14 protein-coding genes are annotated in these 12,940 nt (G+C 38.7%); 1 reads left to right on the top strand and 13 read right to left on the bottom strand.

Annotation, left to right across the window (positions count from 1 at the left end; translation table 11 throughout):
• Positions 1–4: 4 nt before the first annotated feature.
• The 10 genes from BM102_RS09080 to BM102_RS09040 all read right to left on the bottom strand — a co-directional run bounded on the left by BM102_RS09080 (position 5) and on the right by BM102_RS09040 (position 8,412).
• Positions 5–1,516 (bottom strand): HlyD family efflux transporter periplasmic adaptor subunit, encoded by a 1,512-nt coding sequence (locus BM102_RS09080; RefSeq protein WP_090481211.1) that lies wholly within the window; start codon positions 1,514–1,516, stop codon positions 5–7.
• Positions 1,513–2,205, bottom strand: coding sequence for an ABC transporter ATP-binding protein (locus BM102_RS09075; protein ID WP_033154381.1), 693 nt, complete (start codon positions 2,203–2,205; stop codon positions 1,513–1,515). Before BM102_RS09075 ends, BM102_RS09080 begins: the two co-directional genes overlap by 4 nt.
• A gap of 2 nt (positions 2,206–2,207) precedes the next feature.
• Positions 2,208–3,404 carry an efflux RND transporter periplasmic adaptor subunit gene (locus tag BM102_RS09070; RefSeq protein WP_044937644.1) on the bottom strand — a complete coding sequence of 399 codons (1,197 nt, stop codon included), beginning with the start codon at positions 3,402–3,404 and terminating at the stop codon, positions 2,208–2,210.
• Positions 3,405–3,525: 121 nt separating this feature from the next.
• Positions 3,526–3,984: an HD domain-containing protein gene (locus BM102_RS09065; protein ID WP_090481208.1), complete on the bottom strand. Its 459-nt coding sequence runs from the start codon at positions 3,982–3,984 to the stop codon at positions 3,526–3,528.
• A 100-nt stretch (positions 3,985–4,084) separates the two neighbouring features.
• The gene (locus tag BM102_RS09060) at positions 4,085–4,987 is read right to left on the bottom strand and encodes a hypothetical protein (RefSeq protein ID WP_143085481.1); all 903 of its coding nucleotides are present in this window, start codon (positions 4,985–4,987) and stop codon (positions 4,085–4,087) included.
• Between the two features lie 17 nt (positions 4,988–5,004).
• Positions 5,005–5,658, bottom strand: coding sequence for a PilZ domain-containing protein (locus BM102_RS09055; RefSeq protein WP_090481202.1), 654 nt, complete (start codon positions 5,656–5,658; stop codon positions 5,005–5,007).
• A gap of 84 nt (positions 5,659–5,742) precedes the next feature.
• Complete coding sequence (locus BM102_RS09050) at positions 5,743–6,597, bottom strand: bifunctional 5,10-methylenetetrahydrofolate dehydrogenase/5,10-methenyltetrahydrofolate cyclohydrolase (RefSeq protein WP_090481199.1); 855 nt, start codon at positions 6,595–6,597, stop codon at positions 5,743–5,745.
• Between the two features lie 12 nt (positions 6,598–6,609).
• Entirely contained in the window at positions 6,610–7,224 is a 615-nt protein-coding gene (locus BM102_RS09045; protein ID WP_090481196.1) for a cyclodeaminase/cyclohydrolase family protein, read from the bottom strand.
• Between the two features lie 48 nt (positions 7,225–7,272).
• Positions 7,273–7,446 (bottom strand): hypothetical protein, encoded by a 174-nt coding sequence (locus BM102_RS14330; protein WP_155952487.1) that lies wholly within the window; start codon positions 7,444–7,446, stop codon positions 7,273–7,275.
• 45 nt (positions 7,447–7,491) lie between these two features.
• Positions 7,492–8,412: a carbohydrate kinase family protein gene (locus BM102_RS09040; RefSeq protein WP_090395501.1), complete on the bottom strand. Its 921-nt coding sequence runs from the start codon at positions 8,410–8,412 to the stop codon at positions 7,492–7,494.
• A gap of 134 nt (positions 8,413–8,546) precedes the next feature.
• Here BM102_RS09040 and BM102_RS09035 point away from each other — a divergent pair, with 134 nt between their 5' ends.
• The gene (locus BM102_RS09035) at positions 8,547–9,485 is read left to right on the top strand and encodes a CobW family GTP-binding protein (protein WP_090481194.1); all 939 of its coding nucleotides are present in this window, start codon (positions 8,547–8,549) and stop codon (positions 9,483–9,485) included.
• Here the strand turns inward: BM102_RS09035 and BM102_RS09030 are convergent.
• The 3 genes from BM102_RS09030 to BM102_RS09020 form a co-directional block, all read right to left on the bottom strand.
• Positions 9,482–10,723: a 3-isopropylmalate dehydratase large subunit gene (locus tag BM102_RS09030; RefSeq protein ID WP_090395508.1), complete on the bottom strand. Its 1,242-nt coding sequence runs from the start codon at positions 10,721–10,723 to the stop codon at positions 9,482–9,484. The two genes, BM102_RS09035 and BM102_RS09030, sit on opposite strands and share 4 nt — an antisense overlap.
• Positions 10,724–10,733: 10 nt before the next feature.
• Positions 10,734–11,228, bottom strand: coding sequence for a LeuD/DmdB family oxidoreductase small subunit (locus tag BM102_RS09025; RefSeq protein WP_090395500.1), 495 nt, complete (start codon positions 11,226–11,228; stop codon positions 10,734–10,736).
• A gap of 114 nt (positions 11,229–11,342) precedes the next feature.
• The gene (locus BM102_RS09020) at positions 11,343–12,590 is read right to left on the bottom strand and encodes a 3-isopropylmalate dehydratase large subunit (protein ID WP_090481191.1); all 1,248 of its coding nucleotides are present in this window, start codon (positions 12,588–12,590) and stop codon (positions 11,343–11,345) included.
• Positions 12,591–12,940 lie beyond the last annotated feature (350 nt).

Genomic DNA, 12,940 nt, shown 5'->3' with positions numbered 1-12,940 from the left:
TCCCTTAATACGCAAAAGAATCCACTATTTTGCAATTCATACCTTCCACTGCTCCATTTCCATATGGGAATGCAAGGTAATCATCCATAGTGACACCGCTTTTTATCTCAATCATTGAACCCCAAAGGCTTTTTCCAACCTTTACATAAACCTTTTCAAGCTTATTGTCAGAGCCCATTTTCATAACATAATTACCGCTGGCATCCTTACGAACAAAATATGTAGAAATATAAAGTCCGGTATCTTCCTGTCCAGCCGGGGTAATTGTAATATCTACCCCAGAGCCAATTTCAATACCACTGCTTCTATCGAAACTAGCCTTAAATTCATAGTTACTGCTGTTTGTGTTTCCATCTCCAGAATAGAAATTGTTGTTATCTGTATTTGGAGTATCACTGATATAAGTAATAACAGCATCTGCTGTAAGTCCAGTATCGTAGGAAGTAATAGTAACTGTATCTCCAACATTAACACTATCAAGATAAAACTCTCCGATGCTGCCTGAAATATAGTACTCATCAGTAGCGGTAACTATCATGAATGGTTGAGTGTTATTGTAATTGTCCTTGTTCTGAACCTTGGAAACTGTACCTGAAACCTTTGCCAGAATCTCACCATTGTCATTGGTGTTCTTCATAACCTCAAGCTCATTTTCCTTCTTTCTAAGATCAAGATCATGTTTCTTGAGGGTGTTGGAAACCTCTTCTATTTTATCTTTAAGCTGAGTAGGTGTATAACCTTCTGGAGCATTGTATCGTTCTACAACATTTCCTTCTCCATCAACACCTTCATGACCAATCATCTCTCCTGTTTCTGCATTGTAGTAGAAGGTACCTACAGTAACTTCTGTTGTTTCATAATTATCGTAACATTCGAAAAGAGAATGGTCCGCATTTACGATAGCATTAATCTTGTCTGAATCATCAGTTTCATCCAGGGAATTACCCTTTTCATCATAATAGAGAGTAGATGTAAGATTTCCAGACTGATCATAGAATTCCTCATAAACAAGATGGTCTTCCTTGTATTCACCGAAGGTAGAGCCCACCTTTAATCTATACTCTTTACTAACAAGAAGCTCTCTGGTTCTGGTATCTGGTGAGCTTGAAATGTATTCAGGAATAGGTGTTGTATTCTGAAGTCTTTCAAGTGTAACTGTATCAGCAACGTAAGCTTGTCTAGCTTTTTCTACCTCAAGCTCTTTGCCTTTAATGTCCTGTGTTTCTTTCTTGACTGTCATTAGCACATCGCCTTCGTTAACATGGTCGCCTGGCTGAACATTAACAGATAATATCTCTGTTCCTGATGAAAGGTAAGTGGTCTGAGACTTATCTGAGGTTACATCTCCGTAACTAGTTATTGAATCACCCCAGTATCCATCCATGGCATACATGCTTACGGCAACAACCTCAGCAGTCTTTTTGCTTTGGCTGTATCTGTATCCTCCATACAAACCGCCACCAGCCAAGGCCAGAATAATAACTATTATGAGGATAGGTTTAATTATCTTTTTCATTCCTTATCCTCCTCTAATCCATGGTAAAGCTTGCCGTCGACAATTCTGTATGTCTTTTTCGCATGGCTGGCAATATTGGCATCGTGAGTAATCATTATAATGGTTGTGCCTTCTTCATTGAGCTTTTCGAAAAGGTCCATGATAGCGGCGCCAGACTTTTGATCAAGGGCACCTGTAGGCTCATCCGCCAAAAGAACCTTTGGATTATTAACAATGGCTCTAGCTATGGCAACTCTTTGCTTTTGACCTCCAGAAAGCTGATCAGGACGGAATTTTACTCTATCCGCAAGGCCAACCCTTGTAAGAGCTTCAATCGCTCTTCTTTCTCTTTCTTTTTTAGGAACTCCTGCATATGAAAGAGGTAGGGCTACATTTTCAATTGCATTCTCCTCGTTCATAAGATAAAAGCTTTGGAAAACAAACCCAATAGAGTGAAGTCTTAAATCAGACATCTGCCTATCTTTAAGCTTTAGAACATCCTTATCTTCAAAATAATAGACACCAGATGTAGGTTTATCCAGGCAACCAATAACATTCATCAAAGTACTCTTTCCAGAACCTGATGGCCCCATGATTGCCACGTATTCACCTTCGTTTACAGTAAGTGACACATCGTTCAAAGCTGGAACCGAGGTTTCTGTGCCAGATTCACCGTAAACCTTGTAAATGTTTTCAAGTTTTACAATCATTCTTATTCTCCCTCGTATTCGCTAACAGTCTTCATTCCCTCAGAGTAATCCTCCATTGGGAAAGCGATTAATGTGTCATTATCAATACCAGAAACAGAATATACCATCTGCTCCTCATAATAATCTCCAAGCTCGATAGGAACCTTTGTTAAACGTCCCTTGTTGTCTGCCCATACAAATGGATTGCCCTCTTCATCATAGGCAATATAGTAATCATATAAATATGTGCCATCTGTAAAGTCCATCTCTGGTGCATCTGTCTGTCCAAGTTCGATGTATAGATGCTGCCCCATCATTAGGCCTTCACTATCCTCAAGTGTAATGTAAAAAGGATATTTTGTGGAACTAGAATCAGAAGAACCACCACCATAATATGACGAATCATTGTTTTCCTGCTTTGATTCAGTATCAATCTTGGTAATTGTTCCTTTCCATGTCTGACTACTGTCCACACGAGAACGAAGTGTTACAGGCTCATCCACATTGATTGCCCATACGTTTTGCTCGTTGATTTGTCCCTTAACTCTCATCTCCTTAGATGCAAGAATTGTGATAAAAGAACCGTCTGTTGTGTATGGATTTGTATCATCTGCAATCTTTGTGATTGTGCCATCAACTGTAGAAGTAACAGTAGAATTTGCTATTTTATTGTTGTTAGCTTCAATCTTTGCATTTACCATCTCGATATTATTCTGAGCAATGGCAATATCTGTATTTAATGAATTAATCTGATTGGTAAGCTCTTCCTTTTTAGTTTTATCCTCATCTGTGTTGCCCTTGATTTTATCAAGCTCTGCCTGAGTCTTGGTTATATCGTTGTTGTAATCAGCAATACTAAGGTTGTAGCCTTCAATTTCAAAGCCATACTGAGTATTCTCTGATACCAGAGAATCTGTTTTATACGAAAAAAGAGGTGTTCCAACTGTAACAGTGTCGCCCTCAGATACAAAAAGCTGATCTAACTCTCTGTCAGAACTTTTTGTGATACCTGTAGACTCCTGACCTTCCACAACGCCCATAAAGACATTAGTAGAATATCCACTGTTAGTTCCCATGATATCAGACAAAGACATAACGTATACCTCCGCTGAATCATCAGAACCAGTTGCACCTCCTGATATAATTCCTGATTTCCACACGAAAATTCCTGCAGCCGCAATTATCGCTGCAAGCACAATAGCTATAACCTTTTTTTTCATATCATTCGTCCTTTCGATGAACATTAACTGTTCTATTTCCCTTAATACAGTTATAGCATTAATATAGGGCCATTGCAAGCAAATACAATGGCCCTAGCATAATATATTCTTGATTTAATTTTCATCTGCAAAGCAGTGTTTCTCGGGTTGATACGCATTTATCGGCAATACATACAATCCATGCTGCTCTACTTTTGGGAACCTTGGTGATATTAAGTGGCCACATATGGCTTTCTATAACATCTTGAGTCCTTTTTCCTATCCCAAAGTCGTTAATGGCATTTTCTTTTGCAGTGTTTGAATGAGAAAAACCGTGAAGTCCATGTCCATCATCAGTAACATGCCAATCATATAAATAATAGTCGTGTAAAAAAGCTCCTATTGTAAGAACTCTATCATCTGCTCCTATATGAAGTCTTTTATTAATCCAAAAACTAAGTCTAGTGACACTTTCCACATGATCAAAAGTTGTTATTCTCCCATGTTGAATGAAGTTCTTCATTTTTTGAACTCTCAAGTCACTTCTAATTGGCGCCAAGATACTATTTAATCTTGCCTCTTCATCTGGTCTAAGTCTCATAAAAACCTCCGAGATAACCATATTCATTACAAATCGCAGTTGAAATAGTACCAAAGAATTATGTCCAGGCTGTGAATGTAATATGTAGAATATGATAATTCTATCTGAATTTGTAGAAGGAATCCGTACGTCGTCCATCGTTAAACGAACCTTCTATCAAGATAGAACCTGCATGGTTTACCTCGGCAATCCCCACCTTTCCTGTATTCTCCTCTAAAAATGAAATATAGAAAACGTAAACATCTTCTTTAAAGAAATAATCGTATCTTTCTTCATCAGTAAGATTATCTTCTATTTCCAAACAACAGTCTCCAGGATTAAGCAAAAACCTTCCCACATAATCTGCATCCTCTCTGGAATATGTAACCGTGTATCCCTCCTCCTCAGGAAAATCCAATAGTAGCTGAGCATAAGCATCATCTGCGGACTCCACAGGGACCACTTGATTTGAAGAAACCCTAGCCTCTTCAGTCGGATTATAGTCTGGAATAGTGAACCATAATCCCAATATCCAAATCTGGATAAATAAAATCAAGGTTAAACAAAATACCAAAACACCTTGTACATAACGTTTTACTCTTCCAAGACTAATCCTGTCATGAACTTTTTCTTTAATTTCTTCTTTTGTTTTATCTTGTTTGCTAATAGACTTTATTTTATCTATTAGCTTCTTAAAATCCGGAATTCTAAGCTTTTTATTATTTTCTTTATTCTTGATTTTATTTTTAGCATAATCGCTTTCACCTATTGTTGAAAGACAATGCTGGCATATTACTTTATTATCAGCATGCTGTCCGCAAATAACACAATTCTCATCTACGGCTTGGCCAGCTGCTATATCAAATATTCTTGTTTTGAATCTCTTACCAAAAACAGAGCCTAGAATTTGTCTTTCATTTTCTAGCCTCAGTATACCTTCAACAACCTCCATACGACTGAAATCGTATTTAGAAGTAAGTCGAACCATATATAGTAGCTCTTGTCGTAACTTATCGTCTGCCATATAATTCGTCCCTATCGCTATCTATCTAACTTTTCGTCCATGCCTTTAAAGCATAGATATGCTAAAAGCTTATTATCTCTCTCTAAAATTTTACCAGCGTACAATATGCCATTGTTTTCAGCTTCAGCTCTATTTACACGAGCCTTTACTGCCAAGCTAAAATCTGAATTATGAGCATTATCAGCAAAGTTAACCTCTACAACGTCACCTATTGTGACTCTATTAGCATTACCAATAAAGGAAACTCCACTGTCGCTAATATCCAAAACTGAGATGGAGAAACGTCGACCATCTTCCATAAGAGCAGAGCCTGGCTTTTTCACATGCACTCTAACATCCTCTCTTCGTTCACTGGATGCTGCGATTTTACCAAAAGCCTTGGCATCTATGGCATAGTAATCCACACCTCTGAATTTGATAACGTTAACAGCTACATTTTTCCACACAACTCTACCGCCAGTGTGTGGATCTATGCAATGAAGTGAGAATGTCATGCTCTGTGGAGATCCATTTGTAAAATCCACAACCTGTCCGTTATACACGTATGGCTTAACCAATGCTCCTGTTTCAGCATTAGTTCCAACCACCTCTGTCTTCAATTCAAATGATGAGCCACCAATTAGTACTTCTAGTGTGACCTCCTGTCCTGCCCTTAGCTGCTCAATAATCATAATTCGTCTCCCTTAACCCCTTATAACAACTATTCTACATAATTAATCGGAGTTTTTGTATAAAAAATTCATACATTTTGAAAATTAAACAGTCTTTTTTGCTGCCGCTTCAACAACATGCTTTACAAGAATGCTTGTGGTAACACCACCAACGCCTCCTGGAACTGGTGTTATAGCATCTACAATTAGTTCAGCTTCGTCAAACTTAACATCGCCGCAAAGCTTGCCTTTTTCATCATTCCAGCTAATACCAACATCAATTACAGTCTGGCCTTCTCTCAAATATTCCTTTCCAATGCTTTCCATCTGACCAGAAGCTACCACTACAATATCTGCATCCTTTGTAATAGAAGGAATATCAACTGTTCTTGTATGGCAAATTGTAACAGTTGCGTTTTCGTGCATAAGCATCATTGCAACTGGCCTACCAATAACAAGTGAACGGCCAATAACTGCTACTTTCTTACCAGAAAGAGGGATTTCGTAATGCTTAAGTATTTCCATTGCCGCCTCAGCTGTACATGGTGCAAAACCAAGATTTGTGTTTGTAAATACACCGGCAAGAGATAAATCAGTGCATCCATCCACATCCTTTTCAGCCTTCAGCATATTTCTTGCTTTCTCACCATCGATATGCTTTGGAAGTGGTCTAAACATAAGAATTCCATGAACAGAGTCATCCTCGTTTAACTCAGTAAGCTTCTCAAAAAAGGCTTCTTCTGAAACATCCTCCTCAAGAGCCTCAACCTGTACTTCCACTCCAACCTGCTGACAGCGTTTTATTGCGCCTCTTTCATAAGAAAGATCATCTGCTCTCTCTCCAACTCTAAGGATAGCAAGTGTAGGATTAACTCCCTTTTCTTTGAGAGCTTCCACCTGATTAGCCATTTTTATATTTAATGCATCAACTACTTCTTTACCTTTTAATAACTTTGCCATGATACCTCCAGTTTATAATCTTTCCATAACGCTTTTGTATATTTCATCAGCTTTGCTTACATACTCATCAACTAATGCTTCCACTTTAGAATCTAAATCTGAAGCATACTCTCTATCCTTCATAGATTTGGTGTTTATCTTTACATTGACAGCTGCCCCTTTGATTGCACCCTGAAGCATTGCAACACCTGTGGCTGCATCACTAATCATAAGCACTGAGCCTTTATCTGCAAATTCTCTTTGTAAATCCACTGCTTCACAGGCAAGCTGAAGAATCTGAAATGGAACCTGTGCAGCATCTTTCAAGCACTTTTCCATTATTTCATCTCTGGAAGGATCTTCCTTTGGAATAGAGTAAGCCTTAGAAAGTGGTTCAAAGGCAATAGCATCATCATCGATGCATTTTAAGAGTTTAACTCTAATGTCCTGAGCCTTTTCCATTAAATCCTTTATTTCTGGCTCCACATCTGCGTATTTCTTTTTTCCAACAGTGAACTCGCCAACCATATCTCCAAGAGCGATTCCAATGCTTGCAACCATAGCGCTTGCACCGCCTCCACCTGGTACGGATGTCTTTGAAGCAAGCTTCTCTGTGAATTCCTGTAATGTTGAATTAGTTAAACTCATAGTATTCTCCTTTTATATAATGCAAAAAAGACCTTGGTAATCCAAGGTCTAATCAGTAATAAAGTCAAAAATAGTCATTTGGTCAGAATCAGCTACTAAATTGTCGTAGTTCTCCTGCTCCTCTGGTGTTAATTCTCTGTGATATACGTATGTCTCTTGCTTGATAACACCATCCATATCAAAATACATCTGTCTGTATTTTAGATTATCATTTTCTAACATTACTCTAGCCCAATCAATTATCCTAAATTATTCATGACTATTCTATCATACTTCTAAGCCGAACTCACTAGGTAAAAATCGTGGACATACATTATCTGAAGTAACAATAACAGATGCTGCTAAAGTAGATCCGATTTCACAAGCCTCTTCTATTGTTTTGCCATATGTAAGACCAATTGTTACACCGGCGAAGAATGAATCTCCTGCACCTGTAGTATCTTTTACATCTACCTTTCTAGCAGGTACAAATCCTGTATTTCCATCAATGTCTGCGTAAACAGCTCCCTGACCACCAAGAGTTACAATCATCTTTTTGATCTGTGCACCCTGGATTTTCTTTGCAAGGATTTCTTCCATCTCCTGAGGTGTTTTCTCTGAATAATCATCCATGAAAAGGATGCCCGCTTCCTGCTGATTGCATACAAAGCACTCTACATTCTTTAAGAAATCTCTGCGTTCAACAGCAATACTCATGTTTGATACAGCTGCATAAACCTTTAGGTTATATTTCTCTGCATATTTGAATACTCTTTTGATTGAATCCTTTTCCATATCAATCTCAAGAGCAATACTATCTGCATCTTTGAAGATTTCATCTCCTTCTTCATCAAGAATATCATTGATTACAGAAAGATCAGGACGTTTTGAAATAGATGCAACTACGTCTCCGTGATTATCAAAAACTGCAAGCCATTTTCCCATTCCATCAGGAGTACGGCGAACAAATCTTGTATCGACCTTGTGATTATTAAGCTTCTCAAGTACGCCTGTACCAATACCACTTTCATCTACAAGGCTAACAAATGTAGGACGAAGCTCAACATTTGCAATGTCCTCTACTACATTACGGCTAACACCACCGTGAACTTCCTCTACAGTACCAACATTTCTACCTGCTGGAATATAGCTTGCTGTAGAGTGACCTTTAATATCAATAAAAACTGCTCCTAGTACTACAATTCCCATTATTAATTACTCCTTTTTAAACAATGTATAAATACTATCACATGCTTTTAGAATTTTAAACAATAATTTACTACCAATGTGTTGTCCTTTATAATATACCTAAATTGTTACATAACTATGATACGAGGTATACCATGATTAAAGTAGACTTAATTACAGGATTCTTGGGTAGCGGCAAAACTACCTTTCTTAAAAAATATGCAAATTACTTCATTTCTCAGGGCAAACGCATTGGAATATTAGAGAACGATTACGGCGCAGTTAATGTTGATATGCTTCTTCTAAATGATTTGCGTGGAGACAATTGTGAGCTTGAAATGGTAGCCGGTGGATGTGACGCTGATTGTCATAAACGCCGTTTCAAAACAAAACTTATTGCCATGGCTATGAGCGGTTATGACAGAATCATCATTGAGCCATCTGGTATTTTTGATGTGGACGAGTTTTTTGATGTTCTAAGAGATGAGCCCCTTGATAGATGGTATGAAATCGGTACAGTTCTAACTATCGTTGATGCAAGACTTGAGGACAATCTTTCTGAGGATTCCGATTTCTTCTTAGCCAGCCAGATAGCAAACGCCGGCCGAATAATTCTTAGTAGAACTCAGCTTACTGATTTAGATCATATTGCAAATACGAAGTCCCACTTAAAAGCTGCAGCAGAAAAAGCCAACTTAAATATAAATGTAGATTCTCTTGTCCTCGATAAAAACTGGGAAGATTTTGATGACGGGGATTTTGAGATGATTTCAAATAGTAGCTATGCTACAAGATCTTACATAAAAAAATTAACCACTGATGACAGTGGTTATAAAACAGTTTATTTTCTTGAGCTTCCATTAAAGAAGGAACATCTAAAGGAAAAGATTAATACTCTTATGACCGATTCATCCTTTGGCCAGATTCTTCGAGCAAAGGGCTTCTTTAATGAAGATGACACTTGGTATCAGTTCAACGCCACTAAAAATGAATTTGAACTAACACCAATGTCCGTAGGTCAGCAGGTCTTCATTGTCATTGGTGAAAACCTTAATGAAAGTAAAATCCGTGAATTCATGGAAGCAAATAATTAAGCTTCTGTAATCTTGCCTGCAATTGCTGTAGCTGCAGCTGTTGCAGGGCTGGCAAGATATATCTGAACCTTGCTAGTTCCCATTCTTCCAAGGAAATTTCTATTGTTTGTGGCAACCACCACTTCGTTATCCGAAAGAATTCCTCCACCTCTTCCACAGCACAAACCACAACCTGGAGTAGTTATAATTGCGCCAGCGTCAGAAAGAATTTCAAGGGTGCCATCTGCTAAGGCTTCTCTATAAATCTTGCGGCTAGCAGGAGTGACAATCATTTTCACAAATGGTGCAACATGCTTTCCTTTTAAAATTGTAGCTGCTGTTCTAAGATCTTCTAATCTGCCATTTGTACATGAGCCAAGGAATACCTGATCTACCTTTGTCCCCTTAAGCTCAGAAACCGGATGAATGTTATCCACCAAAGATGGACAAGCCAAAACAGGAACCATATCCTCTGCTCTATATCTGAGTATTCTTGAATATTTGGCATCATTATCTGGCTTCAGTGCCTTGATACTATCGTCATATTGTATTTTGCAGTAATCACATGTCTTGTCGTCTGGAACAAACAAACCGCATTTTGCCCCAGCTTCCACCGCCATATTAGACATAGTCATTCTGCTGGCTACACTCATAGCCTCTACTGTGCTTCCAGTAAATTCAATAGCCTGATATGTAGCTCCAGAGGCAGTCAAATCACCAATAATTCTAAGAATGATATCCTTTGATGTAACATTTCCAGGTAGCGTACCATCAATTTCTATTTTGATTGTCTCAGGAACTTTTATCCAAAGCTGACCTGTTCCAAGTATGCCTGCCATCTCCGTATATCCGATACCTGTTGAGAAGGCGCCAACGCAACCATATGTAACTGTATGGCTGTCTGTTCCAAAAGCAATATCACCTGGCTTTACGTATCCAGCCTCTGTCATAAGCTGATGACATATTCCATCTGTTCTGTGGACATTTTTGATGCCATATTTCTTCGCAAATTCATCACCTTCTCTGAAATGACGAGTGTCATCTACCTGAGTAGCAGGAAGGAAATGATCATATATAAGAACAACGCTGTCAGGATTTTTAACTTTTGAAAAGCCCATCTCCTCAAACTTCTGAACAGCAAATGGAACCATGATGTCATCTATCATGCACCAGTCAACATCTACAGTGACAATGTCTCCAGGTTTTACATCGTGTCCTACTTTATTTCCAATTATTTTCTCTACTAATGTCTTTCCCATTTTTTCACCATTAATCCAATCCATTACGCTTTCTCATAGCTTTTACCAAGCCGCCTGCTTCGAGTATTTCCAGAAGATTATCTGGAAGTGAGGCTATTTCGTAGGATTTACCATTTACAACGATTTCCTTGCCTGGTGTAACCTCAGCAATATCTCCCTCTTTAACCTCATCATACAAATCCTGATTTTCAATTAATAGCAGACCATTGTTAATGGCATTTCTGAAAAAGATTCTTGCATAAGATTTTGCAACTACACAGGATACCCCAAGGGCCTTTACAACCTCTGGAGCCTGTTCTCTTGAAGAGCCGCATCCAAAATTGTTGCCAGCTACAATCATATCTCCTGGCTGAATCTGTGATGCCAAATCAGGCCTAAGTGGACTAAAGGCGTAAGGCTTCATTTCCTCCACCGTCTTAAACGCCAAATACTCTGTAGGTAAGATTATATCTGTATCTATGTCATCCCCAAGGACCCATATTTTCGCCGTAAATTTATCACTCATAAATTCTCTCCAATCTAGTCTATGCACATAATCTTACATTAACAATCATTAACTCTCTTCCTTCGACTACATGTCTCATACAGAGAGCAAATAGATTGTTAATTAGATTATGATCTATAGTTTATCTGCAGTAGTTATAAATCCTTTTACCGCGGATGCAGTTACGGTTGCCGCTGATGAAAGATATACAAATGAATCCTTGTGACCTGCACGCCCCTTAAAGTTACGAGTGCCTGTAGAAATAAGTGTTTCACCTTCACCGATGACACCCTGGCATGCGCCCCAGCATACTGAACAATTAGGATTCATAACCATTGCTCCAGCTGCCATAAATATATCGAGAAGCCCTTCCTTAAGAGCCTGCTTGTACACTTCTCGACTGGCAGGTACCACTAAAAATCTAACTCCCTCTGCAACATGCTTTCCTTTGATTACTTCTGCACCAACTCTTAAATCCTCGATACGTCCGTTGTTGCAGCTACCAAGAAATGCCTCGTTAATCTTTGTACCTTCACATTCAGATGCTGGTACAACGCTATCTACAAAATGAGGCTTTGCAACTATTGGCTGAATCTCAGATAAATCAATATCAAAAACTTTCGCAAACACTGCATCTTCATCTGATGAGAACAGTGCTTTGGGCTCACGTCTATGGGCCTTTAAATACTCCATTGCAACATCATCAACCTCCATAAGAGCAGTCTTTGCACCTGCCTCAACACACAGATTGCAGATTGAAATTCTGTCAGCAATTGAAAGGTCATGCAATCCCTCTCCTGCAAATTCCATTGCTTTATAGTTGGCTCCATTAGCAGAGATTCTACCAATGATGGTAAGAATTAAATCCCTTGCGTATACCCCCTTATTAAGCTTTCCATGAAGATTAAAGCGAATTGTCTCTGGAACCAATAACCATGAAGTTCCAGTAACCATAGCGTACAGATAATCTGTACAACCAACACCCGTACCAAAAGCGCCTAATGCACCGTAAGCACATGTATGGGAATCTGCGCCAAAAATCAACTCTCCTGGACGTACGTGTTTCTCCATCATAACCTGATGGCACACTCCTTCTCCCTCATAAAAAGTAATTCCATGCTCTCTGGCAAAGTCTCTCATCTTTTTATGACTTGCTGCTGTTTTAGGGCTATCAGCAGGAATATTGTGATCAATAACCCACACAAGCTTATCCACATCCGCAATACGTGGATGCTTAAGGTTGTTATACATGTCTATTGTCAGATGAGTAGTTCCATCATTACTCATCAATCTATCAAGTGTAACTGTCTCGATATCACCAGCCTTGCAGCTCTCTTTGCCTGCAGCTGCAGCGATAATCTTTTCTGCCATTGTCATTCCCATATCTAATCCTCCTCGTATAATATTTTAGATACATTAAATGTACCTTGATAACTTAATAAATATCTGTTCAATAGGCTTAGTTAAGCCCATGATATAATTGTCCCAGTGTCAATCAGGTAATAGTTCTATTTCCCCCTGTTGAACCAGAAATGGTTACTTCATAATAAGTCTGTTCCCCTGACATGGAAGTTAACTTCAAACCGGCTGGCTGTTTGCTTAAGTACATGGACTACCATCTAGCAGTGTGGTTTCGCATCTGTCCATCTTAAGCTGGATTCTTATATGCGAGGGTGTCGATGCTCCATGATCATGGGTTTTACCAAGCCGATTGAACACTTTAATATCTTAAT

It is taken from the genome of Pseudobutyrivibrio sp. JW11 (assembly GCF_900115355.1).
In the GTDB taxonomy this organism is placed as follows: Bacteria; Bacillota; Clostridia; order Lachnospirales; family Lachnospiraceae; genus Pseudobutyrivibrio; species Pseudobutyrivibrio ruminis.
The sequence above is the reverse complement of the archived record's forward strand: the minus strand, read 5'-3'. Positions and strand labels throughout refer to the sequence as shown.